Origin of the sequence: Achromobacter sp. ACRQX (assembly GCF_022346505.1) — a bacterium.
Lineage (GTDB): Bacteria > Pseudomonadota > Gammaproteobacteria > Burkholderiales > Burkholderiaceae_B > Achromobacter > Achromobacter animicus.
Genome location: NZ_JAKRML010000001.1, coordinates 194,647 through 221,384, shown reverse-complemented (window position 1 = coordinate 221,384; position 26,738 = coordinate 194,647). Strand labels below are relative to the sequence as shown.

The 26,738-nt window shown below is 67.0% G+C and carries 18 protein-coding genes and 2 riboswitches; of the genes, 13 read left to right on the top strand and 5 right to left on the bottom strand.

The window, feature by feature from the left end; translation table 11 throughout:
• Positions 1-103: 103 nt before the first annotated feature.
• The 3 genes from MHZ91_RS00945 to MHZ91_RS00935 all read left to right on the top strand — a co-directional run bounded on the left by MHZ91_RS00945 (position 104) and on the right by MHZ91_RS00935 (position 4,105).
• On the top strand, positions 104-1,075 hold the full coding sequence (locus tag MHZ91_RS00945) for a thymidylate synthase (protein ID WP_175122506.1): 972 nt from the start codon (positions 104-106) through the stop codon (positions 1,073-1,075).
• A 407-nt stretch (positions 1,076-1,482) separates the two neighbouring features.
• Positions 1,483-3,546 carry a bifunctional diguanylate cyclase/phosphodiesterase gene (locus tag MHZ91_RS00940; RefSeq protein WP_175122505.1) on the top strand — a complete coding sequence of 688 codons (2,064 nt, stop codon included), beginning with the start codon at positions 1,483-1,485 and terminating at the stop codon, positions 3,544-3,546.
• A gap of 73 nt (positions 3,547-3,619) precedes the next feature.
• Positions 3,620-4,105 carry a dihydrofolate reductase gene (locus MHZ91_RS00935; RefSeq protein WP_239211499.1) on the top strand — a complete coding sequence of 162 codons (486 nt, stop codon included), beginning with the start codon at positions 3,620-3,622 and terminating at the stop codon, positions 4,103-4,105.
• Between the two features lie 6 nt (positions 4,106-4,111).
• Here the strand turns inward: MHZ91_RS00935 and MHZ91_RS00930 are convergent, their stop codons facing one another.
• On the bottom strand, positions 4,112-5,530 hold the full coding sequence (locus MHZ91_RS00930; protein WP_175122503.1) for a PLP-dependent aminotransferase family protein: 1,419 nt from the start codon (positions 5,528-5,530) through the stop codon (positions 4,112-4,114).
• A 158-nt stretch (positions 5,531-5,688) separates the two neighbouring features.
• On the opposite strand from MHZ91_RS00930, the gene MHZ91_RS00925 reads away from it, so the two are divergent.
• The 10 genes from MHZ91_RS00925 to MHZ91_RS00880 all read left to right on the top strand — a co-directional run bounded on the left by MHZ91_RS00925 (position 5,689) and on the right by MHZ91_RS00880 (position 20,735).
• Positions 5,689-7,014: an aspartate aminotransferase family protein gene (locus tag MHZ91_RS00925; RefSeq protein WP_056325267.1), complete on the top strand. Its 1,326-nt coding sequence runs from the start codon at positions 5,689-5,691 to the stop codon at positions 7,012-7,014.
• Positions 7,015-7,119: 105 nt separating this feature from the next.
• Complete coding sequence (locus tag MHZ91_RS00920) at positions 7,120-8,613, top strand: CoA-acylating methylmalonate-semialdehyde dehydrogenase (protein ID WP_239211496.1); 1,494 nt, start codon at positions 7,120-7,122, stop codon at positions 8,611-8,613.
• Positions 8,614-8,824: 211 nt separating this feature from the next.
• A complete protein-coding gene (locus MHZ91_RS00915; RefSeq protein WP_239211493.1) occupies positions 8,825-10,336 on the top strand; it encodes a M81 family metallopeptidase in 1,512 nt (503 codons plus the stop codon).
• Between the two features lie 79 nt (positions 10,337-10,415).
• Positions 10,416-11,981 (top strand): ABC transporter substrate-binding protein, encoded by a 1,566-nt coding sequence (locus MHZ91_RS00910; RefSeq protein WP_239211454.1) that lies wholly within the window; start codon positions 10,416-10,418, stop codon positions 11,979-11,981.
• A 66-nt stretch (positions 11,982-12,047) separates the two neighbouring features.
• Positions 12,048-12,989, top strand: a complete 942-nt coding sequence (locus tag MHZ91_RS00905) for an ABC transporter permease (RefSeq protein ID WP_175122498.1) — start codon at positions 12,048-12,050, stop codon at positions 12,987-12,989.
• 10 nt (positions 12,990-12,999) lie between these two features.
• Positions 13,000-13,905 (top strand): ABC transporter permease, encoded by a 906-nt coding sequence (locus tag MHZ91_RS00900; RefSeq protein WP_175137806.1) that lies wholly within the window; start codon positions 13,000-13,002, stop codon positions 13,903-13,905.
• A gap of 5 nt (positions 13,906-13,910) precedes the next feature.
• The gene (locus MHZ91_RS00895; RefSeq protein ID WP_175122496.1) at positions 13,911-15,608 is read left to right on the top strand and encodes an ABC transporter ATP-binding protein; all 1,698 of its coding nucleotides are present in this window, start codon (positions 13,911-13,913) and stop codon (positions 15,606-15,608) included.
• A gap of 27 nt (positions 15,609-15,635) precedes the next feature.
• Complete coding sequence (locus MHZ91_RS00890) at positions 15,636-17,045, top strand: amidase (RefSeq protein WP_175184663.1); 1,410 nt, start codon at positions 15,636-15,638, stop codon at positions 17,043-17,045.
• A 29-nt stretch (positions 17,046-17,074) separates the two neighbouring features.
• Positions 17,075-18,550, top strand: coding sequence for a M81 family metallopeptidase (locus MHZ91_RS00885; protein WP_239211452.1), 1,476 nt, complete (start codon positions 17,075-17,077; stop codon positions 18,548-18,550).
• A 229-nt stretch (positions 18,551-18,779) separates the two neighbouring features.
• The gene (locus MHZ91_RS00880) at positions 18,780-20,735 is read left to right on the top strand and encodes a DUF945 family protein (protein WP_175122493.1); all 1,956 of its coding nucleotides are present in this window, start codon (positions 18,780-18,782) and stop codon (positions 20,733-20,735) included.
• Positions 20,736-20,871: 136 nt separating this feature from the next.
• Here MHZ91_RS00880 and gcvP read toward each other — a convergent pair whose 3' ends face one another.
• The 4 genes from gcvP to MHZ91_RS00860 form a co-directional block, all read right to left on the bottom strand.
• Positions 20,872-23,745 (bottom strand): aminomethyl-transferring glycine dehydrogenase, encoded by a 2,874-nt coding sequence (gene gcvP, locus MHZ91_RS00875; RefSeq protein WP_239211439.1) that lies wholly within the window; start codon positions 23,743-23,745, stop codon positions 20,872-20,874.
• 94 nt (positions 23,746-23,839) lie between these two features.
• On the bottom strand, positions 23,840-24,217 hold the full coding sequence (gene gcvH / locus MHZ91_RS00870) for a glycine cleavage system protein GcvH (protein WP_056559057.1): 378 nt from the start codon (positions 24,215-24,217) through the stop codon (positions 23,840-23,842).
• Between the two features lie 98 nt (positions 24,218-24,315).
• The gene (gcvT, locus tag MHZ91_RS00865) at positions 24,316-25,416 is read right to left on the bottom strand and encodes a glycine cleavage system aminomethyltransferase GcvT (RefSeq protein WP_239211437.1); all 1,101 of its coding nucleotides are present in this window, start codon (positions 25,414-25,416) and stop codon (positions 24,316-24,318) included.
• 86 nt (positions 25,417-25,502) lie between these two features.
• Positions 25,503-25,625: riboswitch (glycine riboswitch) on the bottom strand.
• Positions 25,626-25,670: 45 nt separating this feature from the next.
• Positions 25,671-25,772, bottom strand: a riboswitch (glycine riboswitch).
• Positions 25,773-25,837: 65 nt separating this feature from the next.
• Entirely contained in the window at positions 25,838-26,731 is an 894-nt protein-coding gene (locus tag MHZ91_RS00860) for a ZIP family metal transporter (RefSeq protein WP_056559064.1), read from the bottom strand.
• Positions 26,732-26,738: the final 7 nt, after the last annotated feature.

Sequence of the window (26,738 nt, the reverse complement as noted above, 5' to 3'; positions counted from 1 at the left end):
GGCCGTGGTGTAATTCGGCATTCACCATATATAGGCGCCGCCGCGGCACGTCCGCGGCGGCGCGCTTGCTTCCCGACCCGGGACCGCAGGCACAAGGATCGTCATGAAACAATACCTGGACCTCGTTCAATCCATCCTCGACACCGGCTCGTGGCAGGAAAACCGGACCGGCATCCGCACCCTCAGCATGCCGGGCGCCTCGCTGCGCTTTGACCTGCAGCAGGGCTTTCCCGCCGTCACTACCAAAAAGCTGGCGTTCAAGTCGGCCATAGGCGAAATGGTGGGTTTCCTGCGCGCCTCGCGCAGCGCGGCAGAATTCCGGGAACTCGGCTGCAAGGTCTGGGACCAGAACGCCAACGAGAACGCGCAGTGGCTGGCCAACCCGTACCGCGAAGGCCCTGACGATCTGGGACCGGTCTACGGCGTGCAGTGGCGCCAATGGCCGGCCTACAAGATGCTGGACGCCAGCCGCCCGGCGCAGATCGAAGATGCGCTGTCGCGCGGGTACGCCAAGGTGGCCGACCTTGAAGAAGGCGGCGTGCCGAAGGTGCTGCTGTACAAGGCGGTCGACCAGCTGCGGCAATGTCTGGACACCATTCACGAACGCCCGGGCGACCGGCGCATCCTGTTCCACGGCTGGAACTGGGCGCAGATCGAGGAAATGGCGCTGCCGCCTTGCCACCTGCTATATCAGTTCCTGCCCAACGCAACGACGCGCGAGATCTCGCTGTGCCTGTACATCCGGTCCAATGACGTGGGCCTGGGCACGCCGTTCAACCTGACCGAAGGCGCGGCGCTGCTGCATCTGGTCGGGCGCCTGACCGGCTACACCCCGCGCTGGTTCACCTACTTCATCGGCGATGCGCATATCTATGAGAATCACCTGCCGATGCTGCGCGAGCAACTGACGCGAACGCCGTATGAATCGCCTCGCCTCGTGCTGTCGGACCGCATTCCCGATTTCGCCGTGACCGGCCGCTACGAACCCGAGTGGCTCGAGAAGGTCGAACCCGGCGACTTTTCGTTGTCGGGCTACACGCACCACGCGCCCCTGACGGCCGCGATGGCCGTCTGACCCTTGCGCCGGCAGCGCCGGCGACCGCCTTTCAGGTCATATCAGCAACACGCCGGACGCCCGTCCGGCGTCCGATTCCTTGCACGCCCCGCAGCAGGTGAAGATTGGTGAGCTTCTGGAAGCGCGATTTCGGTATAACCCATCCCTTAGCCACGGACGCGCGTCCAGCATGCCGCGCGCCCCGTTGCTTTCGACCGGCCCTTCGGGCGCGCCATGCCGAGCGCCCGAACCGCGCCGACCGCTGGCGTTGCCGCGCCCAATTCCCCATCCCTATAAATAGAGTGTGAGAAAAGCCAGCGACGAGAGCAGGATTCTCCTTGCGACCGGACTGCAACTGTTGACTACCAATTGAATTGAAAATCGTGCCCCGCGCCGCGGCTGTATGCGCTTAGGACAGGACCCCACAAATGCTCGTTGGAACTTATAACCCTTCGCTCGTCCTCGTATCCTTAGGGGTCGCCATCCTGGCGTCGTATACGGCGTTGGGCATGGCCAACCGCGTGAAGGCGTCGAGCGGGCTGCCCGCCGCGAAGTTCTGGCTGGCGGGCGGCGCGTTCGCGATGGGCATCGGCATCTGGTCGATGCACTTCGTGGGCATGCTGGCATTCAGCCTGCCCATCCCCATGGGCTACGACCTGCCCCTGACCGTGCTGTCCCTGGCCATCGCCATCGGATGCTCGGCCTTCGCGCTGTGGATGGTCTGCAAGGACGAACTGCCGTGGGGCCGGCTGGCCGCGGGCGCGCTGCTGATGGGTTCCGGCATCGCGGCGATGCACTACATCGGCATGGCCGCCATGCGCATGTCGCCGGGCATCGACTACGACCCGACGTGGTTCGCGCTGTCCGTGGCGATCGCGATTGCCGCGTCCGGTGCAGCCCTGTGGATCACTTACCGGCTGCGTCAGGACGCGCCGCGCGTGGCGTTGTCGCGCCCGTTGGCCGCCGGAGTCATGGGCCTGGCGATCGTGGGCATGCACTACACGGGCATGGAAGCAGCGAGTTTTCCGGCGGGCAGCATCTGCATGGCGGCCGACGAAGGCATTTCTGCCGGCTGGCTGGCCATCGCCGTGACCGCGGTCACGCTGAGCGTGCTGGCGATCGCGCTGGTGGTGGCCGTGCTGGACAACCGGCTTGAGGCGCGCACGTCGGCGCTGGCCTCGTCGCTGGCCGAAGCCAACGAAGAGCTGGTGCAACTGGCGCTGCACGACACGCTGACCAAATTGCCCAACCGCATCCTGCTGGAAGACCGGATGGAGCAGGCCATCGAAAGCGCCAGCCGCCGCCGAGGCCATTTCGCGGTGCTGTTCTTTGACCTGGACGGTTTCAAGGCGGTCAACGACGCGTACGGACACCACACCGGCGACGCGCTGCTGATCGATCTGGCGCAGCGCATCCGCCTGGCCTTGCGCACGCAGGACACAGTCGCGCGCCTGGGCGGCGACGAGTTCATCGTGCTGAGCGAGGTGATCGAACCCACTGACGCCGCGAACGTCGCGGACCGGCTGATCGACGCCATCGCACGCCCCGTCACGGTCTACGGCCACGAAGTGCTGGTGACGTCCAGCGTGGGCATCGCGGTCTATCCGAACGACGGCCAGGACACCCACGCCCTGCTGACCAATGCGGACGCGGCGATGTACCACGCCAAGCGGCTGGGCGGCACGGGCTACAGCTTCTTCGAACCGTCCATGAACGCCGATGCCCACGAGCAGATCGAGTTGCTGCACGACCTGCGGCTGGCGCAGGAGCGCGGCCAGTTCGTCCTGCATTACCAGCCCAAGTACGAAGCGCCGGCCGGCCCCATCATGGGCGCCGAGGCGCTGCTGCGCTGGAACCACCCGACGCGCGGCCTGGTCGGCCCGGACCAGTTCATTCCCACGGCAGAAAAGACGGGCCTGATCCTGTCGATCGGCGAATGGGTCATCAACGAAGCCTGCCGCCAGATGCGCGAATGGATCGACGTCGGCCAGGGCCACTGGACCATCGCCGTCAACATCTCGGCGCTGCAGTTCTCACATGCCAACCTGGTCGAGACGGTGCGCTCGGCATTGGCCAAGCATGGCGTCCCGCCCGCCTGCCTGACGATCGAAGTGACCGAATCGACCGCCATGCGCGACGCGGAGGCCAGCCTGACGGTGCTCAAGCGCCTGTCCGATCTGGGCGTCACGATCTCTATCGACGATTTCGGCACCGGCTATTCCAGCCTGCTTTATCTCAAGCGGCTGCCCGCGACCGAACTGAAGATCGACCGCGGCTTCGTGAACCAGCTGGACAACGACAACGAAGATGCGGCCATCGTCTCGGCCATCGTGGCGCTGGCGCAGCAGCTCAACCTGCGCATCGTGGCCGAAGGTGTCGAGACCGCGGCGCAGCAGAAATTCCTGACCGGACTGGGCTGCGACTCGCTGCAGGGCTTTCTGCTGGGCAAGCCCATGCCGGCCACCGAGTTCCTGGAACACGCGGCGACCTGACGGACGGGCGGCCCCCGCAATTTGCTACGCTTACGGGGTCGTTCCGGCTCAACCCTTACCGTTGCAAGCACGCATGCCCGCCAGCCTTACCCTGATCGTCGCCTATTCCACCAACCGCGCCATCGGCCGCGACAACGCCCTGCCCTGGAAACTGCCGGGCGATCTGGCGCATTTCAAGCGCAGCACGCTGGGCCACCCCATCATCATGGGCCGCAAGACGTGGGACTCGCTGGGCCGTCCCCTGCCCGGCCGCAGCAACATCGTCATCAGCCGCAATCCCGATTTCAGCGCCGCCGGCGCCATCCTGGCGCCCACGCTGGAGGCCGCGGTGGCCGCCTGCGGCGATATCGACGAAGCCTTCGTGATCGGCGGCGCGCAGATCTATGCGCAGGCCCTGCCCCTGGCCCGGCGCGTGCTGGCGACCGAGGTCCATGCCGACGTCGACGGCGACGCGTTCTTTCCGCTGCTGCCGTCTTTCCAGTGGAAGGAAACAGCGCGCGAGAAGCAGCCTGCCGAAAACGGCTACGACTACGATTTCGTCACGTACGAACGGGTCTAACAATCCCTACGCCGCACCCGCGTTGCGCATGAACCGCCACAGCGCGGGCGCCGCCGAGTACGCCACGTTGAAGCGCACCCACGCCGTGTCGGCCTCGTCCGCTTCGAAGTAAGAACCGGGCGCCAGCCAGATGCCATCCTTGAGCGCCAGCTCCGCCAGGCCATTGGCGCCCCGTTCGCGCCACTGCCCGGCCACCTTCGCCCACAGGAACAGGCCGCCCTGCGGCTTTCCATAGACTTCGAATCCGTGCTGGCGCATCTGCTCGGCGACCTCGGTGTGCGCCTCGGCCAGCCGCTCGCGGGTGCGCGCGATGTGGGCGCGGTAGCGCCCCTCGCGGATGACCTGGTGCACGATGCGCTCCATGATCTCGGGCGTCGTCAAGCCCACCGCCATCTTGGTGCGCGCGATGTCGCGCACCAGATCGCGATGCGCCACCACGTAGCCCACCCGTACCGACGGGCTGATGACCTTGGAATAGCCGCCCAGGTAGACGACGCGGCGCGCGCCGTCCAGCGCGGCCAGCATCGGCGTCACGCCCGGCGCCAGTTCGCGCGAGATGTCGTCTTCCACCACCCACAACCCATGCCGCTCCGCCGCCTGCAGAATGCGGAAGGCATTCGCCATGGTGATGCTGGCGCCCGAGGGATTCTGCAGCGCCGTATTGATGAAAAGCGCACGCGGCCGGTGCTGGGCGGCCACGCGCTCCAGCGCGTCGCAGTCCAGGCCGTCGACAGTGCGCGGCACCGCGATCACGCGCAGACCGGCCAGGCGCAGCATCTGCAGCAGATTCGCGTAGGCCGGCTGCTCGACGACCACCGTGTCGCCCGGCCGCAGCAGCGTGCGGATCACCGTGTCCAGCCCGTGGGTCACCCCCTGCGTCAGCAGCACCTGCGACGCCTCGACTTCCATGCCCTGCGCGCTCAGGCTGGCCGCGATGGTCTCGCGCAACGGCGCATAGCCGTACGGGTGGCCGTAGTTGGCGATTCGCATCGCGGGCACGCGCCCCATGTGGCGCAGCGCCAAGTGCAGCCCTTCTTCGTTCAGCCACTCGCCGGGCAGCCAGCCGCAACCGGATTTGATGGGGATGGAGTGGTCGGCAAAGATGTCCGACAGCAGCCAGCCCGCGTTCAGCCGCGGCGGTTCCCAGGACAGGGGTTCGACCCGGCGGGCGGGTGCGTCGGGCGACGCCACCCGGTAGCCCGCGCCGGGACGCGCCGCCAGCCAGCCCTGCGACACCAGCCGGCTGTAGGCGCTGGCCACGGTGAAAGTGCTGACGCCGTACTGGCGCGCGAACTCGCGGACCGAGGGTAGGGACATACCCGGACGCAGGGTCTGCGCCTCGACGGCGCGCAGAATGGCCGCGACGAGCTGTTCGACGAGGGTGGGCGCGGCCCCGCGGCCGCGGACGGGTTGGAAGTCGATCACGGGCTAACTGTACAGTTGCAACGCTCTCAACTATACAGTTAGCGGCAAATGCGCGGATTGTATATTTTCATTCCCTGCGGGACGTTCCAGAATCGTCCGAATCCCGCTGCCCGCGCGCGTTTCGCGGCGGCTGCGGTTGTCCCCCTTCTGGAGTCACCATGAACGCCCCCGCCCAGTTGCCTGACCTGTCCCATCTCTGGATGCCCTTTACGGCCAACAAGCAGTTCAAGGCCCAACCGCGCATGCTGGCCAAGGCCAAGGGCATGTACTACACGTCCACGGACGGCCGCCAGATCCTGGACGGCACGGCGGGCCTGTGGTGCGTCAATGCCGGCCACGGCCGCGAAGAGATCGTCGAAGCCATCGCCCGCCAGGCCGGCGTTATGGACTACGCCCCGGGCTTCCAGCTGGGCCACCCGCTCGCCTTCGAGGCCGCCACCGCCGTCGCGGGCCTGATGCCGCAGGGACTGGACCGCGTGTTCTTCACGAACTCGGGCTCCGAATCGGTCGACACCACGCTGAAGATCGCCCTGGCCTACCACCGCGCGCGCGGCGAAGGCCAGCGCACGCGCCTCATCGGCCGCGAGCGCGGCTATCACGGCGTGGGCTTTGGCGGCATCTCGGTGGGCGGCATCTCGGCCAACCGCAAGACGTTTTCGGGCGCGCTGCTGCCCGCCGTGGACCACCTGCCCCACACCCACAATCTTGAGCAGAACGCCTATTCGAAGGGCCAGCCCGCGTGGGGCGCGCACCTGGCCGAAGAACTTGAGCGCATCATCGCCCTGCACGACGCCTCGACCATCGCCGCCGTGATCGTCGAGCCCATGGCCGGCTCCACCGGCGTACTGATTCCGCCCAAGGGCTACCTGGAAAAGCTGCGCGAGATCACCGCCAAGCACGGCATCCTGCTGATTTTCGATGAGGTCATCACCGCGTACGGCCGTCTGGGCGCCGCCACGGCCTCCGAGTTCTTCGGCGTGACGCCGGACATCATCGCCATGGCCAAGGGCGTGAGCAACGCCGCCGTTCCCGCCGGCGCGGTCGCCGTCAAACGCGAAGTGCACGACGCCATCGTCAACGGCCCCGCGGGCGGCATCGAGTTCTTCCACGGCTACACGTACTCGGCGCACCCGCTGGCCGCCGCCGCCATCCTGGCCACGCTGGACATCTATCGCCGCGAGGACCTCTTCGGCCGCGCCCGCAAGCTGTCGGGCGCGTTCCAGGAAGCTGCGCACAGCCTGAAGGGCGCGCCCAACGTCATCGACGTGCGCAACCTGGGCCTGGTGTCCGGCATTGAACTGGCGCCGCGCGCGGGCGCCCCTGGCGCACGCGCCGCCGAAGTCTTCCAGCGCTGCTTCGACAGCGGCCTGATGGTGCGCTACACGGGCGACATCATCGCCGTCTCGCCGCCGCTCATCATCGACGAGGCGCAGATCGGCCAGATCTTCGAGCAGATCGGCAAGATCCTGAAAGAGGTAGCCTGATCCTCCCCCGCCGCACGCCCGCATGGCGCGCGGCGCAACAGACCCGCACATGGGCGGCCCAGGCCGCCCAGCCGCATTTTTGACGAATCACCGAGCCTTGCATCCATGAAGAAGATTCCCCATTTCATCAACGGCCAACCCTACGACGGCGGCAACAGCCGCTACGCCGACGGCTTCAACCCGGCCACCGGCGAGATCTCCTCGTCGATCCCACTGGCGTCCAACAACGACGTGGCGCTGGCCGTGGCCGCCGCCAAGGCGGCGTTTCCGGCCTGGTCCGAGACCCCGGCGCTCAAGCGCGCCCGCATCCTCTTCAACTTCAAGGCGCTGCTGGACCAGCACCAGGATGAACTGGCCGAACTGATCACGCGCGAGCACGGCAAGGTGTTCTCGGACGCCAAGGGCGAAGTGATGCGCGGCATCGAGATCGTCGAGTTCGCCTGCGGCATTCCGCAACTGCTCAAGGGTCAGTACTCCGACCAGATCGGCGGCGGCATCGACAACTGGAGCATGCGTCAGGCGCTGGGCGTCGTGGCCGGCATCACGCCGTTCAATTTCCCGATGATGGTGCCGTGCTGGATGTTCCCGGTCGCCATCGCCTGCGGCAACACCTTCGTCCTCAAGCCGTCGGAACGCGATCCGTCCGCGTCCGTGCGCCTGGCCGAACTGCTCACCGAAGCCGGCCTGCCCCCCGGCGTCTTCAACGTGGTCCACGGTGACAAGCAGGCGGTGGACGCGCTGATCTCGCACCCCGATGTCGAGGCGCTGTCCTTCGTCGGCTCGACGCCGATTGCCGAATACATCTACGCCGAAGGCACCAAGCGCGGCAAGCGCGTGCAGGCGCTGGGCGGCGCCAAGAACCACCTGGTGGTCATGCCCGACGCGGACCTGGACCAGGTGACCGACGCGCTGATGGGCGCGGCCTACGGTTCCGCGGGCGAGCGCTGCATGGCGATCTCGGTGGCCGTGGCGGTGGGCGACGTGGCCGACAAGGTCGTCGAACGCCTCACGCCGCGCGTCAAGGCGCTGATCGTCAAGGACGGCATGCAGTCGGACGCCGAGATGGGTCCGCTGGTGACCGCACAGCACCGCAAGAAGGTCATGGGCTACATCGAGGACGGCATCGCCAGCGGCGCCGATCTGGTGGTGGACGGCCGCGACCTGAAGGTGGCAGGCAACGAGAAGGGATTCTTCCTGGGCGGCACGCTGTTCGACAACGTCAAGCCCGCCATGAACATCTACCGCGAAGAGATTTTCGGCCCGGTGCTGTGCATCGTGCGCGTGCCCGACTTTGCCAGCGCGGTGGAGCTGATCAATGCGCATGAGTTCGGCAACGGCGTGGCGTGCTTCACGTCCGACGGCGGCGTGGCGCGCGCGTTTGCCCGGCAGATCAAGGTCGGGATGGTGGGCATCAACGTGCCGATCCCCGTGCCGATGGCGTGGCATTCGTTCGGCGGCTGGAAGCGCTCGCTGTTCGGCGACCACCATGCGTACGGCGAGGAAGGCATCCGTTTCTACTCGCGCTACAAGAGCGTGATGCAGCGCTGGCCCGACAGCATCGCCAAGGGCGCCGAATTCACCATGCCCGTGGCTAAGTGAGCCCCCCCCCCCGAGGCGCGCAGCGCCTCCCCCCAGGGGGGCGTCGCAGCGGACCGGCGGAGCCCGGATCCGCGCGACCGCGCTTGGGGAGGGCGTGCACGGTTTGGGGCGCGTCGTTCTTGCCTCGGGGTTGAGGGGCGTGGCTTGAAGCACTGAACTGCGCGGCGCTTCGCCGCGCCTTCCGAATATCTGTACGACAAGGGGAAACCTGATGCGCATCGGGATCGGCGGCTTTCAGCATGAGACCAATACGTTCGCGCCGTCGCGCGCGGCGTGGGAGGATTTTGCGGACAAGGGTGGGGGGTGGCCGAAGCTGGTCAGCGGGCCCGCGATGTTTGAGGCAGTGGCGGGAGCCAATATCCCCGTGGCGGGATTTATCGAGGCCATGGGGCAGCATGCGTTGATTCCCACGACGTGGGCGGCAGCGAGTCCTTCGGGGCATGTGACCCGTGATGCGTTCGAGCGCATCAGCGCAATGATTCTGCAAGGGCTGTCGCAGGCGATGCCGCTGGATGGCGTGTATCTGGATCTGCACGGCGCCATGGTCACCGAGCATCTTGATGACGGTGAAGGCGAGCTGCTGAAGCGTGTGCGTGAACTGGTGGGCCCCAACGTGCCGATCGTGGCCAGTCTGGACCTGCACGCCAACGTGACGCGCGCGATGGTGCGCCATGCCGATGCGCTGGTCTGCTACCGCACCTATCCCCACATCGACATGGCCGAGACCGGGCAGCGCGCCGCCGGCCTGCTGGCGCAGCGGCTGGGCGGCATGCCGCGGCATTACGTGGCGCTGCGCAGCCTGCCCTTTTTGATTCCCCTGTGCTGGCAGTCCACCGACATCGAGCCGGCGCGCAGCCTGTATCAGTTGGTGGGCGATCTTGAAGCGCGGGGCGCGGCCAGCGTTTCCTTTGCGACCGGGTTTCCGGCCGCGGACTTTCCCGAATGCGCGCCCACGGTCTGGGCCTACGGCATGACGCAAGCCGAGGCCGATGCCGCCGCCGACGAGATGACGCGCGCGGTGATGAATGCCGAACAGGACTTCGGCGGCAAGCTCTACACGCCGGACGAAGCCGTGCTGGAAGCGTTGCGGCTGGCGCGCGATGCCTCCAAACCCGTCGTCATCGCCGACGCGCAGGACAACCCCGGCGCGGGCGGCAGTTCCGACACCACCGGCGTGCTGCGCGCGCTGATCCGCCACGATGCGCGCGATACGGCCATTGGTCTGATTGTGGACCCCGCTGCCGCGCTGGCCGCCCACCGCGCTGGTGCAGGCAACACGGTGCGCATTGCACTGGGTGGACATTCGGGTATTCCCCACGACGAACCGCTGGACACCGAGTTCATCGTCGAGAAAACTTCGGAAGGACGCTTCGATACGCATGGTGCGTTCTATCGCGGCTTTCACATGGATCTGGGGCCCAGCGCGTGCCTGCGCATCGGCGGCGTGCGCATCATCCTGGCCTCGAACAAGGTGCAGATGGCCGACCAGGAGATGTTCCGGTTTGCGGGCGTGGAGCCCACGCGCGCCGCCATCCTGGTGGTCAAGAGTTCGGCGCATTTTCGCGCCGATTTCACGCCCATCGCGCACACGATTCTGGTCTGCGCGGCGCCCGGTTCCATGCTGATGGATGCGGCAAAACAACCATGGACACGGTTGCGTCCCGGCATCAGAATGGCGCCTTGCGGGCCGGTGTTTGACGGCCGGTCCGCAGCGACAGCCTGACCCTCGCGCGCCGCTTGAACGCGGCGCGTCAACGACGTAGCGGCCCACGCGCCGCTCACTACGCTTCAAGGGGAAATACATGCTCAAGTTTGTCCGAGCGGCCGCGCTCGCCGGCGTCACTCTCGCCATGGCACATGGGGCCTATGCCGAGACCGTCATCAAGACGGTGATGCACTCACCGCTGCGCCTGACCGATCCGCACGCCACCACCGCCTACATCACGACGTGGCACGGCTACATGATCTACGACACCTTGCTGGCCACCGATGCCGACAACAAGGTACAGCCGCAGATGCTTGAGAAGTGGGAAGTCTCGCCCGACGGCAAGACCTACACCATGACGCTGCGCCCCGGCCAGAAATGGCATGACGGCCAGCCGGTGACCGCCGAGGACTGCGTGGCGTCGATCAAGCGCTGGGCCGGCGGCGACGGCATGGGACGCACGCTGCTCAAGTTCACCGACAAGATCGAAGTCATCGACGACAAGAGCTTTCGCATCGTCATGAAGGAACCCACGGACCTGGCGCTGCGCGCCCTGTCCAAGCCCACCGGCACCGCGCCGTTCATGATGCCCAAGCGCATCGCTGAACAGGCCATCGGCAAGCCCATCACCGACATGACGGGCTCCGGCCCGTTCAAGGTCGCGGAATTCAAGCCGGGCGTGAAGACCGTCTACGTCAAGAACGCCGATTACGTGCCGCGCAAGGAGCCCGTCAGCGGCCTGGCCGGCGGCAAGGTCGTGCACGTCGACAAGGTCGAATGGGACGTGATGCCCGATGCGCTGACCACCGCCAACGCGCTGCTTGGCGGCGAGATCGACTTTGTCGAGCAGTTCCCGTACGACCTGCTGCCGATGATCGAAGGCAACCCGGACCTGAAGGAAGAGTCGCTCAGCCCGGTCGGCTACTTCACGATGTACCGCTTCAACTTCAAGTACCCGCCCTTCAACAACAAGAAGATCCGCCAGGCCGCCATGTACGCGATCGGCCAGGAAGACGTGATGAAGGCGCTGGTCGGCAATCCCAAGTACTGGAAGACCTGCGCCTCGCTGTGGGGCTGCGGCACGCCGCTGGAAAGCGATATCGGCAAGGACATGGTCGTCCCGTCGAACATCGAAAAGGCCAAGGCGCTGCTCAAGGAAGCGGGTTACGACAACACGCCCATCCTGGTCATGCACGCCACCGACGTGGGCACGCTGTCCGCGCAACCGGTCGTGATGGCCGCGGCGCTGCGCAGGGCGGGCTTCAACGTCAACCTGGCGGCGATGGACTGGCAAAGCGTGGCCACGCGCCGTGCCTCCAAGGCCGCGCCGGCCGAAGGCGGCTGGAACGTCCACAACACCAACTGGTACGCCACCGACGTGATGGACCCGGTGCGCTCCGCCCCCGCGGCTGCAAACGGCGACAACGCGTGGTTCGGCTGGCCCGAGTTCCCCCAGATCGAAGAGCTGCGCACCAAGATGGCGTTGACTTCGGATCCGGCCGAGCAGAAGAAGATCTCCGAGGAAGTGCAGCGCATCGGCATCGACGAAGGCCTGTACGTGCCGCTGGGCCAGATGTCCGTGCCCACCGTCTACTCGACCAAGCTGTCGGGCCTGGTGCACGCGCCGGTCTTCGCGTTCTGGAACGTCAAAAAGGCCCCTTGATGGGCTCGGGGCCTGCGCGCCGCAGCAAGCAGTCCGCGCAGGCCTAATTGGTACAGGGGGAAATACATGCTGGCATTTGTCTCACGCCGGCTCCTCGCGACCATCCCGGTTCTGGTGATGGTCGCGGTGGTGGTCTTTGCGATATTGCGTTTCAGCCCCGGGGATCCGGCCATCATCATGGCGGGCGACGGCGCCACGCCCGAACGTATCGTCCAGATACGGCAGACGATGGGCCTGGACCAGCCGGTGGTCAAACAGTTCTTCATCTGGGGCGGCAAGCTCCTGCAAGGCGATCTGGGCACCTCGCTCATGTCCGGCGTGCCGGTCACCAAGCTGATCGCGCAGCGCCTTGAACCGTCGATGAGCCTGGCGGTGCTGACGCTGGTCTTCACGCTGCTCGTCGCCATTCCGCTGGGCGTACTGGCCGCCTGGCGGCAAGGCAAGCTGTTGGACCGCGCCGTCATGGGTTTCTCGGTGCTGGGGTTCTCGGTGCCGGTGTTCGTCACCGGCTACCTGCTGATCTGGGCCTTCGCCATCAAGCTGGGGTGGTTCAACGTGCAGGGCTACGTGCCGCTTGAGAAAGGATTCTGGCCGTTCCTGCACCGGCTCATCCTGCCCTCGCTCGCGCTGTCCACTGTGTATGTGGCGCTGATCGCGCGCATCACGCGCACCAGCGTCATCGAGGTCATGGGCGAGGACTTCATCCGCACCGCGCGCTCCAAGGGCCTGGGCGAAACCGGCGTGCTGCTCGGCCATGCGCTGCGCAATGCCGCCGTGCCCATCGCCACCGTCGTGGGCGTGGGCATCGCGCTCTTGATCAGCGGCGTCGTCGTCACCGAATCGGTCTTCAACATCCCTGGCCTCGGCCGGCTGGTGGTGGAAGCCGTGCTGGCGCGCGACTACCCGGTCATCCAGGGCCTGACGCTTTTCTTCGCGTTCGTCTACGTGTTCATCAATCTGGTTGTCGATTGCGCCTACACGGTGTTCGACCCGCGTATCCGGTACTGACGCCATGAGCATGCAAACGCCAACCGATGCCGCCGCGCAGGCGGCCGCCGACCTCCCCGGAGGCGGCACGCCCCACATCACCGCCTGGCGGCAGATCCGCCAGGGACTCAAGAGCTGGCCCGTCATGCTGGCGCTGGTGGTGCTGGCGGCGATTGTCTTCATCGCCATTTTTGCGCCGCTGCTGGGCACGGTCGATCCCACCCAACTCAACCCGGGCGGGCGCCTGAAGCAGCCCTTCACCGACTATTTCCTGGGCACCGACGCGTTCGGGCGCGACGTGTGGTCGCGCGTGGCCTACGGCGCGCGCATCTCGTTGATCGCGGGCCTGGGCGCTGCCTTGGTCAGCGTGGCCCTCGGGCTGGTCATCGGCGTCATCGCCGGCTGGTTCCGGTCGCTGGACGGCCCCATCATGCGCACCATGGACGCCATCATGGCGATCCCCGGCATTCTGCTGGCGATCGCGCTGGTGTCGGTCACCGGCGCCAGCATCACGACCGTGCTCGTAGCCATCACCATTCCGGAAATCCCGCGGGTGGTGCGGCTGGTGCGCGGCCAGATCCTGAGCGTGCGCGGAGAGCCCTACGTGGAGGCCGCCCTGGCGCTGGGCACCCCGCTGCCGCTGCTGCTGTGGCGGCACATGGTGCCCAGCACCATCGCGCCGCTGACGGTGCAAGGCACGTACGTCTTCGCGTCCGCCATGCTGACCGAAGCCATCCTGAGCTTCCTGGGCGCGGGCATCCCGCCCGAGATCGCGTCCTGGGGCAACATCATGTCCGAAGGCCGCATGTACTTCCGCATGCTGCCCGGCCTGATCCTGTTCCCCGGACTGTTCCTGTCGCTGACCGTGCTCAGCGTGAACATCCTGGGCGACGCCTTGCGCGACGCGCTGGACCCGAAAATGGTGCGCAGGATCTGATGCCGATGAACTATTCCCCCAATCCCCCCGCGGGCGACACTTCGTCCGCCATCCTGGCCATCCGCAACCTGTCGGTCGAAGTCGCCGGCGCGGGCAACCGCGTCGTGCGCAACCTCAGTCTGGACGTGCACGCCGGCGAAACAGTGTGCGTGGTCGGCGAATCCGGTTCGGGCAAGTCCGTCACGTCGCTGGCCGTCATGGGCCTGTTGCCGCAAGGCATCCTGAACATCAGCGCGGGTTCCATCCGCGTCGAGGGCGAAGACGTCGCCACGGCCACGCAGCGCCGCCTGCGCGAGCTGCGCGCCACGCGCATGGCAATGGTCTTTCAAGAGCCCATGACCGCGCTGAATCCCGTGCACACGGTGGGCAAGCAGGTCGACGAGGTGCTGCGCCTGCACCGCAAGAACATGTCGGCGGCCGAGCGCCGCGCCAAGGTGCTGGACATGTTCCAGTCGGTGCACCTGCCCGACATCGAACGCATCTACGACGCCTATCCGCACCAGCTCTCGGGCGGCCAGCGCCAGCGCATCGTCATCGCGATGGCGCTGATCCTGGAACCCAAGCTGCTGATTGCCGACGAGCCCACCACGGCGCTGGACGTGACCACGCAGAAGCAGATCCTGGCGCTCATCAAGGAGCTGCAGGTCAAGCACCAGACGGCCGTGCTGTTCATCACGCACGATTTCGGCGTGGTGGCCGAGATCGCGGACCGCATCGTCGTCATGAACCGCGGCGACCTGATCGAAAGCGGCACGCGCCACGAAATCCTGGCCGAGCCCAAGCAGTCCTACACGCGCCGCCTGGTGTCGTCGGTGCCCAGCCTGGTGCCGTCGCGCCGCGAACCGCCGACCGGCACGCCGGTGCTGCACGTCAAGGGGCTGGGCCGCACGTACGGCGGCAAGGGCTCGCTGTTTTCGCGCAAGGCGGCGCAGCACGTCATCGCCGCCACGGACGTCAACCTGACGCTGCGCAAGGGCGAGATCCTGGGGATCGTCGGTGAATCCGGGTCGGGCAAATCGACGGTGGCGCGCTGCATCGTGCGGCTCATCGAACCCACCGCCGGCCACATGATGATGGGCGGCGAAGACTTGAGCACGCTGTCCGGCTCGGCGTTGCGCCCGGTGCGCCGCCGCATCCAGATCGTGTTCCAGGATCCGTACCGGTCGCTGAATCCGCGCCGCACGGTGGGAGAATCCATCATCGAGGGGCTGCTGAACTTTGGCGTGGCCCGCGAACAGGCGCTCAAGCGCGCCAGCGAAACCCTCAGCGTCGTGGGTCTGAGCCCCGACGCCATGCGGCGTTATCCGCACCAGTTCTCTGGCGGACAGCGCCAGCGCATCTGCATCGCGCGCGCGCTGGTCATGGACCCGGAGATCCTGGTGGCCGACGAAGCCGTCTCGGCGCTGGACGTGTCCGTGCAGGCGCAGGTGCTGGAGCTGCTGGAACAGGTGCGCGAACGTACGGGCGTGGGCGTGCTGTTCATCACCCACGACCTGCGCGTGGCCGCGCAGATCTGCGACACCATCATGGTGATGCAGCGCGGCCAGGTGGTCGAAACCGGCTCCGCCGAAACGGTGCTGACCGAACCGCGCCACCAATACACGCGGGCCCTGATCGACGCCGCCCCCGGCCGGGATTGGGACTTCCGCAACTTCCGGCCCATTGCGCCCGGCTTGTTGCCGTCCGCCTCCCCGGCCGTCTGACGCCTTTTCCGACCCACTGGAACCGAGATGCCGCAACCGCATGAAATGTCCGCCCAGGAACTCCTTGAGGCGTATCGCAGCAAGACCCTGTCGCCCGTCGAGGCGACGCGGTCGGTGCTGGACCATATCGAGCGCTGGGAGCCCCGGCTGAAAGCCACCTACGCGCTGGATCCGGAAGGCGCGCTGGCGATGGCCCGCGCGTCCGAGGCCCGCTGGATGAAGGGTGAGCCGCAGGCCTGCGGCGGGTACTCGCTGGACGGCGTGCCCGCCACCATCAAGGAAAACATCGCCACACGCGGCGTGCCCGTGCCGCTGGGCACCGCCGCCACCGACCTGACCCCGGCCGCCGCCGACGCCCCACCCGCCGCGCGCATGCGCGAGTCCGGCGCCGTGCTGCTGGGCAAGACCACCATGCCCGACTACGGCATGCTGTCGTCCGGGTTGTCGAGCTTTCATGAACTGACGCGCAATCCCTGGGATCTGACCAAAAACCCCGGCGGCTCCAGCGCGGGCGCCGGCGCCGCCGCGGCAGCCGGTTATGGCCCGCTGCACATCGGCACCGACATCGGCGGCTCGGTCCGCCTGCCGGCCGCCTGGTGCGGCATCGCCACGCTCAAGCCCAGCCTGGGCCGCATCCCCATCGATCCGCCCTTCATGGGCCGCTGCGCCGGTCCCATGACGCGCACCATCACCGATACGGCGCTCATGATGGGCGTGCTGTCCCAGCCCGACGCGCGCGATCACATGAGCCTGCCCTTCCAGGAGATCGACTGGCTGAACCTGGAACACGACGTGCGCGGCCTGCGCATCGGACTGTTGCTGGACGCCGGCTGCGGGCTGCCGCTGGATCCCGAGACGCGCGATGCCGTCGAAGCCGCGGCCCGCGCCTTCGAGGCCGCGGGCGCCATCGTCACACCGATGCAGCCGTGGATGACGCCGGGCATGCTGGAAGGCGTGGACAAGTTCTGGCGCACCCGCTCGGCCATCGACCTGGGCGCGCTGTCCGAGGAACGCCGAGCCAAGATCCTGCCCTTCATCCGCGCCTGGGCCGAAAGCGGCGGCGGGCATAGCGGCGAAGACGTCTTCCGCAGCTACTACGAAACGCTGAACGTGCGGGCGCGCACCGTCGCAGCCTGCGCGCCGTACGACTACGTGCTGTCGCCGGTGGCGCCCGTCGTGGCCTACAACGCCGAATGGCCCTCGCCCACAAACGAGGTCGCCACGACGATGCACCACATCGGGTTCACGCTGCCCTTCAACATGAGCGAGCAGCCCGCGGCTTCGGTCAATTGCGGCTACACGAAGGCGGGCCTGCCCATCGGCCTGCAGATCGCGGGCGCGCGCTTTGACGACCTGGGCGTGCTGCGCGTGGCGCGCGCCTGGGAACGGATGCGTCCTGCCCAGCGCCCCTGGCCCCAGCCGCCCTCAGCACACTGACCCTCCACGGCAACCCACAGGAACTTCCCATGCGTTGGCTTTTGGCAATGATCAAGCACGAGACGAACACGTTTTCGCCCGTGCCCACCCCGCTTGAACGTTTCTTTCGCGGCAGTCCCGAGATCCTGGCTGGCGATCGCGCCATCAAGGCCTACGAGAACACCGACAGCGGCCTGGGCGGCTACATCGAGGTCGCCCGCCGCGAGGGCGCCGAGATCGTGCTGCCGGTCGCGGCCGAGTCCTGGCCCAGCGGCCCCACCAGCGCGCAGACGCATGAACGCCTGTGCACGCTGATCCTGGACGAGGTCAAGCGCGGCGGGTTTGACGCCATTCTGCTGGATCTGCACGGCGCGATGGTCGCCGAAGGCGTGGAAGACGCCGAGGGCGACCTGCTGCGCCGCCTGCGCGAGATCGATCCCAACACGCCCGTTGCCGTGACGCTGGACATGCACGCCAACATCTACGACGACATCGTGCGCAACGCCACGGTCATCAGCGGCTTTCACACCTATCCGCACGTGGATATCCGCGATGCGGGCGTGCGCGCCGCGAACGTCATCGTTCGCACGCTCAAGGGCGAGATCAAGCCGGTGATGACCTGGGCCAACAAGCCCATGCTGCCGCACATCATGTGCCAGGGCACGCACGCCGCGCCCAACAAGCCGCTGCAGGAACGGTGCAAGGAACTTGAAGCCAGCGGCGTGCTGGCGGCGTCCGTCTTCGTGGGCTTTCCCCATGCAGACATTCGCGAAGCGGGCCTGAGCGCCGTGGTCTGTACGGACGGCAACCTGGCCGCCGCCGAACAGCATCGCGACGAACTGCTGGACCGCGCGTGGCAGGGCCGCGCCGACTGGGTGTTCCATTCGGAACCGCTGGCGCCGACCATCACGCGCGCCAAGGGCATCGAACAAGGCCCGGTCGTGCTGCTGGACCACTACGACAACACCGGCTCGGGCGGCACGATGGACACAACGGCCGTGCTGGCCGAAGTGCTGCGCCAGGAACTGGACAACGTGGTCTTCTACGCCATCTGCGACCCGCAGGCCGCAACGGAAGCCGCCGCCGCGGGCGTGGGCAACACCATCACGATCAAGCTGGGCGGCAAGCTGCCCATGCCGGCCATCAAGCAGCCCAGCGAACCGATTGAAGTCACCGGCCGCGTCAAGCTGGTGTTCGACGGCGTCTACCTGAACCGCGGCCCGATGTATCGCGGCGTGCGCAACGACACCGGCCTGACGGTGGTCATCGACACCGGCCGCGTGGAAATCGTTGTCGTCTCGCGCCACCAGGAACCCTTCGACATCAACTGCCTGCTGTCGGCCGGCATCGACCCGCTGCAAAAGCGGTATGTCGTCCTGAAAAGCCGTATCCACTGGCGCGCGGGCTTCTCGGACATGGCGATCGAGATCATCGAATGCACGGGCGTGGGCGTCACGACGTCCGACTACAGCCAGGTCGAGTTCAAGCACGTGCGCCGTCCGATCTATCCGCTTGATCCGCTCTGAGACCAGGCGTTTTGTCGACAAAGGCCGGCGCCTCGGGCGCCGGCTTTCATTTTGAAATCTTCGGTAACTGCGCGCGCGTTCAGCGTGACACGCGTCTCGGTATACTCCGCCGCGGGCCTGACAGGCCGATGAACACGCGTATCCAGGACGCTTGCGCTTCGCGCGGACGAGCGTGGCGCCGTAGGCCGCTGCCGGATATGACTCGACAATCAACGATATAAGCAGAACGATGAAAAAGAGCGTAGCGATCACCCTGGGCGTGGTCATAGTGGGAGCGGGAAGCTGGGTCGGGGCCACGTGGTACACCGGCAAGCGCATCGAAGAAGACGCGCAGCGTCATCTGGCACAGGCCAACGAAAAGCTCGCCAAGATCACGCCGCTGTTCGGCCTGCGCATCGATCAGCTCAAGTACGAGCGCGGCCTGTTCTCGACGCAGGCGCGTTATGGCGTGTCGCTCGTCAAGAACGACAAGGGCCTGGACGACCTGCCCGCGGGCATGATCGAGTTCGACGCGAACATCGAGCACGGCCCCTTCCCCAAGAGCGCCCTGTCACGCGGCGCCATTGCGCCCAAGCTCGCGTTCATCCACACCGAGATCGCCAAGACGGACAACATCAAGCCCGTCTTCGAACTAACCAAGGACATCTCCCCGCTGATGGGCGACGCCATCGTCAGCTACAGCGGCAACGCCACGTCCACCGCCGCGATCGCGCCGATCGTCGTCACGCATGACGGCAACGCGCTCGACTTCAGCGGCATGCGGATGGAAGGCACCTTCGACCGCGCCACGCAGGCCGTCACCGCGCACGGCGTGATGGACAAGCTGTCGGTGGACGGCAGCAAGAGCCACGACCCCGTCAAGATGACGATCGCCGGCCTGACCATGGACGTCGACAGCCGCATGGGCAAGTTCGGCATCTCGATGGGCAATTCGGACCTGAAGATCAAGCGCGTGGACGTGCTGCGTCCCACCGACGACATGAAGGTCGGGCTGGACAACTTCAGCTACGGCGTGAAGCTGTCCGAAGACGACAAGTCCATCAACGTGCAGGCCGCCTACCAGACGGGCGACCTCACCGTGAACGACGTGGTGCTGGGCAATGGCCAGGCCGTGATCAAGCTGGCCCGGCTGGACGGCCAGGCCGTCAAGCAGCTCTCGGACACCTACAACCAGCTCATGCGCCAATACATGCTGGGCGCCAGCGACGAAGGCCTGAAGGACGAACAGTTCGACGTTCTGCTGGACAACGCCGGCAAGCTGCTGGCGGGCAATCCGTCGTTCAGCATCGATCCGCTGAGCTGGAAGACGGCCAAGGGCGAGAGCAAGCTGACCTTCACGCTGGACCTGGCCAATCCGGCCAACGCCAAGGACCTGACCCCGCAGGAAATCGCGGTGCAGGCGATCAAGAAGATCGACGCCTCGCTGGTGATCTCCAAGCCCATGGTGAAGGACCTGATGGTGCAGTACGCCGTCAAGACCGAAGGCGTGCCCGCCGAGAAGGCCGCGGCCGACGCTGACGAGAACATCCGCCAGATGGCCGGCATGGCCGAAATGATGAACGTGGGCAAGAACGACGGCGACAACATCGTCGGCAAGTTCACCTTTGCCGACGGCATGGGCGACCTGAACGGCCAGAAGATTCCTGCCGAGGAACTGTTCAGCGGCCTCTTGGGCGCGACCGGCATGAATGACCTGGACGACGACGACGAGCTGTCCGGCATCGGCATGGACCCGGACGCCGAACCCGTCGCTCCGGCACCGGTTGCCGGCGTCATGCAGGACTTCAACCTGGAAGACGTTGCCAACATGCTGGACGACATGGGCTACACCGTGACCCGCAGCGACGGCACCGACGGCCCCGTGCTGGTCCTGAACCCGGGCACCACCGGCGCCACCGACCTGCGCCTGGAGTTCCTGTGCAACGACTTCACGGAAAAGTGCCTGGACCTGGTCGCGACCGCCACGTACGCCACCAAGAAGCCGATGACGCTCAAGGCCATCAACGCCTGGAACCAGGAATACCGCTGGAGCCGCGCCTACCTCGATGAAAAGAACCAGGCCGTGCTGCAGATGGACATGAACGCCGAAGGCGGTCTGGGCAAGGACAACCTGCAGATCCTGCTCAACACGTTCATCAGCATCGCCGAAGACTTCGGCGCTGCGGCGAAAGCGCCTGCGAAGTAAGCTGAACGGCAGGCCTTGATCCAAGGCCTGGCCCCAAGCAAAAGCCCCCGCCTGTAAAGGTCGGGGGCTTTTTTTCGCCCTGATCGCGGGGATCGGGCAGTGGGCGTCCGGCGAAGGCAGGACGCGTTCACGTGCCTTACGCGTACGCCTCGATCGGGAGGCACGCGCACACCAGATTGCGGTCGCCGTAGGCGTTGTCCACGCGGGCAACCGGCGGCCAGTACTTGGCGTCGCGCAGCGTTGCCACCGGGTAGGCGGCCTGCTGGCGCGGGTAGTCGTGCAGCCATTCCTCGGCCAGCAGCATCTGCGCGGTGTGCGGCGCGTTCTTCAGGACGTTGTCGTCACGATCGCGTTCGCCGCGTTCGACCTGGGCGATTTCTTCGCGGATCGCGATCATCGCGTCGATGAAACGGTCCAGTTCGGCCACGCCTTCGGATTCCGTCGGTTCGACCATCAGCGTGCCCGCGACCGGAAAGCTCATGGTGGGCGCATGGAAGCCGTAGTCCATCAGGCGCTTGGCGATGTCTTCGGCGCTGATGCCGCTGGTTTCCTTGAGCGGGCGCACGTCCAGGATGCACTCGTGCGCCACGCGGCCGTTGCGGCCCGCGTACAGGACCTCGTAGTGGCCGCGCAGGCGGGTCGCGATGTAGTTGGCGTTCAGGATGGCGACTTCGGTGGCGCGGCGCAGGCCGTCGGCGCCCATCAGCGCGATGTACACGAACGGGATCGGCAGGATGCCGGCCGAGCCGAACGGCGCGGCCGAGACCGGACCGACCTTGGCGTCGCCGGGCAGCTTGCCCTGTTCGTTCACCACGCCCGGCAGGTAGGGCGCCAGGTGCGAGCGCACCGCCACGGGACCCACGCCGGGTCCGCCGCCGCCGTGCGGGATGCAGAAGGTCTTGTGCAGGTTCAGGTGGGACACGTCCGAGCCGAACTTGCCCGGCTTGGCCACGCCGACCATGGCGTTCATGTTGGCGCCGTCCAGGTACACCTGGCCGCCGGCCTGGTGGACCAGATCGCAGATTTCGGTGACGGCTTCTTCGAACACGCCGTGCGTCGACGGGTACGTGATCATCAGCGCGGCCAGCTTGTCGCCGACCTGTTCGATCTTGGCGCGCAGGTCCGCGAGGTCCACGTTGCCGTTGGCGTCCGACGCCACGACCACCACGTCCATGCCGGCGAGCTGCGCCGAGGCGGGGTTGGTGCCGTGCGCGGAAGACGGGATCAGGCAGATGTTGCGCTGGTGCTGGCCGTTGGCCTGGTGGTAGCCGCGAATGGCGAGCAGGCCCGCGTATTCGCCCTGCGCGCCCGAGTTGGGCTGCAGGCTGATGTTGTCGTAGCCGGTGATTTCGCACAGCGCGGCGGACAGACGGTCGATCAGTTCCACGTAGCCCTGGCTTTGCGAGGCCGGCGCGAACGGGTGGATCAGCGCGAACTCGGGCCAGGTGATGGGGATCATCTCGGCCGTGGCGTTCAGCTTCATGGTGCACGAACCCAGCGGGATCATCGTGCGATCCAGCGCCAGATCCTTGTCGGCCAGCTTGCGCAGGTAGCGCAGCATGTCGGTTTCGGACTGGATGCTGGAGAAGATGGGGTGCTTCAGGATCGCGCTTTCGCGGGCGACCGAGGCGGGAATGCCGCCGGGGGCCGCGGCGTCCAGCGCGTCGATGTCGAGTTCGACATCATCGCGCTCCAGACCGGCGGCGAAGACGTTGACCAGGGCTTCCAGGTCGGCCACGGTGACGGTCTCGTCCAGCGAGATGGCCAGGCGGGCGCCGTCGACGCGGCGCAGGTTGATGTGCGCGCAGTCGGCAGCCGTCAGGATGGCGGGCGTCGCGGCGCCGGTTTCCAGCAGCAGCGTGTCGAAGAACGTGTCGTTGGCGACCTTGACGTCCAGCTTGATCAGCTCGGCGCGCAGGATGGCGGTGGCGCGCTGCACGCGCTCGGCGATGCGGCGGATGCCGGCCGGGCCGTGCCACACCGCGTACATGCCGGCCATCACGGCCAGCAGCACCTGCGCCGTGCAGATGTTGGAAGTGGCCTTCTCGCGGCGGATGTGCTGTTCACGCGTCTGCAGCGCCAGGCGCAGCGCGGGATTGCCTTGCGCGTCCTTGGACACGCCGACCAGGCGGCCGGCCATGTTGCGCTTGAATGCGTCCTTGCAGGCCATGAAGCCGGCGTGCGGGCCGCCAAAGCCGAACGGCACGCCAAAGCGCTGGGCCGAACCGACGGCGATGTCGGCGCCCCACTCGCCCGGCGCGGCCAGCACGGCCAGCGCCAGCAGGTCGGTCGCGCACGCAACCACTGCGCCTTGCGCGTGGGCGGCTTCGGCCAGCTTGCGATAGTCGGACACCGAGCCCGTGCTGTGCGGGTACTGCAGCAGCACGCCAAAGCACTCGGGCAGGCCTTCGGCTTCGTCGCCGATGCGGATCTCGATGTCCAGGCCTTCGGCGCGCGTGCGCACGACTTCGATGGTCTGCGGATGCACGTGGCGCGAGATGAAGAACACCGGGCTCTTGGACTTGGCGCTGCGGCGCGCCAGCGTCATCGCTTCGGCGGCGGCGGTGCTTTCGTCAAGCAGCGAGGCGTTGGAGATGTCCAGGCCGGTCAGGTCGGCGACCATCGTCTGGTAGTTCAGCAGGGCTTCCAGGCGGCCCTGCGAAATCTCGGGCTGGTAGGGCGTGTAGGCCGTATACCAGGCGGGATTTTCAAGAATGTTGCGCAACACCACGTTGGGCGTCTGCGTGCCGTAGTACCCCTGCCCGATGTAGCTGCGGTAGACCTTGTTGCGGCCCGCGACCTGCTTCAGTTCAGCCAGCACGTCGGCTTCGCTGCGCGACGCGGGCAGCGCCAGCGGCTCCTTGCTGCGGATCTTGGGGGGCACGACTTCTTCGATCAGGGCGTCCAGGCTGTCGCTGCCGATCACGGCAAGCATGGCGGCCTGGTCGGCGTCGGAGGGGCCGATGTGGCGGGGGATGAAGTCGGTATGGGTGTCTAGGGCGCGCGACATGGGGGGATCTCGGGGGGTAGCGGGTGTCGTCCTGCGAACGGACGGTATTGCGTCTGGCGAGGGAGGCGGCGCCGCCGCTCCCCCGCGTGCGGCATCAGCCGTTGGCGACGGCTTCGTAGCCGGCGGCGTCCAGCAGCTTGTCGGCGTCGGCGGCGTTGTCCGGCTTGATCTTGAAGATCCAGGCGGTGAAGGCCGATTCGTTGATCAGGTTGGGGTTGCTTTCCAGCTCTTCGTTGAAGGCAACGATTTCGCCGGACACGGGCGCGTAGATGTCCGAGGCGGCCTTGACCGACTCGACCACGCCGGCGGTTTCGCCCGCGCTCAGCTTCGCGCCGACGTTCACGTCGCCAACGAAGACCAGATCGCCCAGTTGCTCCTGGGCGGTGTCGGTGATGCCGACGACGAACACGTCGCCCTCGGCTTTGACCCATTCATGGGACTCGGTGTACTTGCGATCGGTGGGCAGACTCATGGGAACTCCTGAGGGAATGCGGGTAGATGAATGGTGTTGCGCGCCTCGCGCGGGCGGCCGTTGCCCAGACCGGGCCGGTGCACGCGCGAGGTTCGAGTTTACGAGTGTTCGACGGCTTTGCCGTTACGCACGAAAGGCAGCTTGCACGCCACGGCGGGCACCCACTTGCCGCGGATGTCGACCTCGACCTTGTCGCCCGGCGCCACGCCTTGCGGCAGGCGGGCAAAGCCGATCGACACGCCCAGCGTGGGCGACATGGTGCCGCTGGTCAGCTCGCCCACGCCCTGCGCGGTGCGCACGGCCATGTGCGCGCGCATGACGCCGCGTTCCTGCAGCTTCAGACCGATGAAGGTGGCGGGCTTGGCGAATTGTTCGATCGCGTCGCGGCCGATGAAGCGGCGCTCGGCGTTCTTGCCGGACACGGTCCAGGTCAGGCCGGCTTCGCCGGGGTGGGTCAGTTCGTCCATGTCCTGGCCGTACAGGTTCATGCCGGCTTCCAGGCGCAGCGTGTCGCGCGCGCCCAGGCCTGCCGGACGCACGCCCTGGGCGATCAGGTCGCGCCACAGTTGCACGACTTCAGCAGCGGGCAGGACGATTTCGAAACCGTCTTCGCCGGTGTAGCCCGTGCGGGCGACCAGCGTGTCGTCGCCCACGCGAGCGGCGACGAAGGGAGTCAGCGATTCGCTGGCGGCTTGCCAGGCCGGGCGGGCGGCCCAGACCTTGGCGCGGGCGTTGGGGCCCTGCACAGCCACCATGGCCAGATCGCGGCGCGGGGCGATGGTCACGTCGAACGCGCCGGCCTGCTTGACGCGCTGCATCCAGGCCACGTCCTTGTCGGCCGTGCCGGCGTTGACCACCACGCGCCATTCGTCGGCAGCGAAGAAATAGATGATGAGGTCGTCGATGACGCCGCCCTGCGGGTTCAGCATGCAGCTGTAGAGCGCCTTGCCCGGGACCGTCAGCTTGGCGACGTCGTTGGCGACAAGGCGCTGCAGGAAGGCGAAGGCATCCGGGCCCGTCACGTCGACGTTGAGCATGTGCGAGACGTCGAACATGCCGGCGTCCTGGCGCACGGCATGGTGCTCTTCGATCTGCGAACCGTAGGCCAGCGGCATGTCCCAGCCGCCGAAATCGACCATGCGGGCGCCGGCGGCGATGTGTTCTTCGGCGAGCGGGGTGCGTTTGAGGGATGCGGACATGCGGGGGAACTCCGGGACGGCAGCGATGCCAGGGTTACGGAATGCCGCTGGTTGCGGGCGGACGGCGCCCGCGCAACGGCTGAATCTTCCGCCCCTCTGTCCTTTTGCCTGAGAGTTGCCCCGCGAAGCGGGTTTGCACCTTCGGCGCCTGGGCTGCTCGCAGTGTCCCTGTTCAGGGCGCGGCGCCAGGTCTCTCCAGAGTGCTGTTTTGCCACGTCTGCGTAGCCGGCAATGGCGGCAAATGCGGGACGGGACAAGCCTGCGCGGTATCGGTTACCTGAGCGATTCTGGGCGAATTGCGCCTTCGGCGGCGGCCGGGCTTGACGCCTTCGGCCGCTCTCTCCCGCAGCATGCGTGACAGCGCCGAAAGCATACAACGAAAGCCTGGGGTAAGCCTAGGCCTGTTGCACGCCCGGCGGCGCTATCCCAGCGCGGTATCCAGCAGCATCATCAGCACGAAACCGATCATCAGGCCGCAGGTGGCGTAGACCTCGTGCCCCTTGCGGTGCGATTCCGGGATGATCTCGTGACTGATGACGAACAGCATGGCGCCCGCGGCAAAGCCCAGGCCCCACGGCAGGAGCGGCGCCGACCAGCCGACCACGGCGGCGCCCAGCACAGCGCCGACGGGCTCGATCAGCCCCGACAGCATGCCCAATGCCACGGCAAACGTGCGCTTGTAGCCGGCGGCAAGCAGGGCCACCGCCACGACCAGCCCCTCGGGAATGTCCTGGATCGCAATGCCGGTGGCCAGCGCCGTGCCGCGCACGGGGTCGCCTGCTGCATAACCCACGCCGATCGCCAGGCCCTCGGGCAGGTTGTGCAGCATGATCGCGAACACGAACAGCCAGGTGCGGCGCAGGCGGTGCGCCTCCATCCCTTCCCTGCCCTTGATGAAATGCTCATGCGGCAGGACCCGGTCCATCAGCAGCAGCACGGCCGCCCCCAACAGCAGGGCGGCGCCGACCGTCAGGCCAGCGCCCCAGGGGCCGTACCCCAATTCCTCACCCGCCGCGATGCCCGGGGCGACCAGCGAAAACGCGCTGGCGGCCAGCATGACGCCGGCGCCAAAGCCGAACATGCTGTCCTGCGCCTTCTGCGGAATGGTGCGGGCAAAGAGAATGGGCAGGGTGCCCAGCGCGGTGGCGGCGGCCGCGACAAGACCGCCCAGCAGCGCGTCGGCCACGTGCGGCGCCCGCACGTCCAGGTAGACCCAGAGCTGGTACAGGGCCAAGCAGGACACCATCACGGCCAGCGTCCAGACGCTGATGCTGGTGGCCGCCGGCCGCACGCGATGACGGCTGAAGGTATTCATATGCGGC

Bases quoted from the DNA above. Each gene is read 5' to 3' on its own strand.
- MHZ91_RS00910 (WP_239211454.1), top strand. From the start codon at position 10,416: ATGCTCAAGTTTGTCCGAGCGGCCGCGCTCGCCGGCGTCACTCTCGCC.
- MHZ91_RS00925 (WP_056325267.1), top strand. From the start codon at position 5,689: ATGAACGCCCCCGCCCAGTTGCCTGACCTGTCCCATCTCTGGATGCCC.
- MHZ91_RS00905 (WP_175122498.1), top strand. From the start codon at position 12,048: ATGCTGGCATTTGTCTCACGCCGGCTCCTCGCGACCATCCCGGTTCTG.
- MHZ91_RS00895 (WP_175122496.1), top strand. From the start codon at position 13,911: ATGAACTATTCCCCCAATCCCCCCGCGGGCGACACTTCGTCCGCCATC.
- MHZ91_RS00900 (WP_175137806.1), top strand. From the start codon at position 13,000: ATGCAAACGCCAACCGATGCCGCCGCGCAGGCGGCCGCCGACCTCCCC.
- MHZ91_RS00935 (WP_239211499.1), top strand. From the start codon at position 3,620: ATGCCCGCCAGCCTTACCCTGATCGTCGCCTATTCCACCAACCGCGCC.
- gcvT (WP_239211437.1), bottom strand. From the start codon at position 25,416: ATGTCCGCATCCCTCAAACGCACCCCGCTCGCCGAAGAACACATCGCC.
- MHZ91_RS00940 (WP_175122505.1), top strand. From the start codon at position 1,483: ATGCTCGTTGGAACTTATAACCCTTCGCTCGTCCTCGTATCCTTAGGG.
- MHZ91_RS00860 (WP_056559064.1), bottom strand. From the start codon at position 26,731: ATGAATACCTTCAGCCGTCATCGCGTGCGGCCGGCGGCCACCAGCATC.
- gcvH (WP_056559057.1), bottom strand. From the start codon at position 24,217: ATGAGTCTGCCCACCGATCGCAAGTACACCGAGTCCCATGAATGGGTC.
- MHZ91_RS00915 (WP_239211493.1), top strand. From the start codon at position 8,825: ATGCGCATCGGGATCGGCGGCTTTCAGCATGAGACCAATACGTTCGCG.
- MHZ91_RS00885 (WP_239211452.1), top strand. From the start codon at position 17,075: ATGCGTTGGCTTTTGGCAATGATCAAGCACGAGACGAACACGTTTTCG.
- gcvP (WP_239211439.1), bottom strand. From the start codon at position 23,745: ATGTCGCGCGCCCTAGACACCCATACCGACTTCATCCCCCGCCACATC.
- MHZ91_RS00890 (WP_175184663.1), top strand. From the start codon at position 15,636: ATGCCGCAACCGCATGAAATGTCCGCCCAGGAACTCCTTGAGGCGTAT.
- MHZ91_RS00945 (WP_175122506.1), top strand. From the start codon at position 104: ATGAAACAATACCTGGACCTCGTTCAATCCATCCTCGACACCGGCTCG.
- MHZ91_RS00880 (WP_175122493.1), top strand. From the start codon at position 18,780: ATGAAAAAGAGCGTAGCGATCACCCTGGGCGTGGTCATAGTGGGAGCG.
- MHZ91_RS00920 (WP_239211496.1), top strand. From the start codon at position 7,120: ATGAAGAAGATTCCCCATTTCATCAACGGCCAACCCTACGACGGCGGC.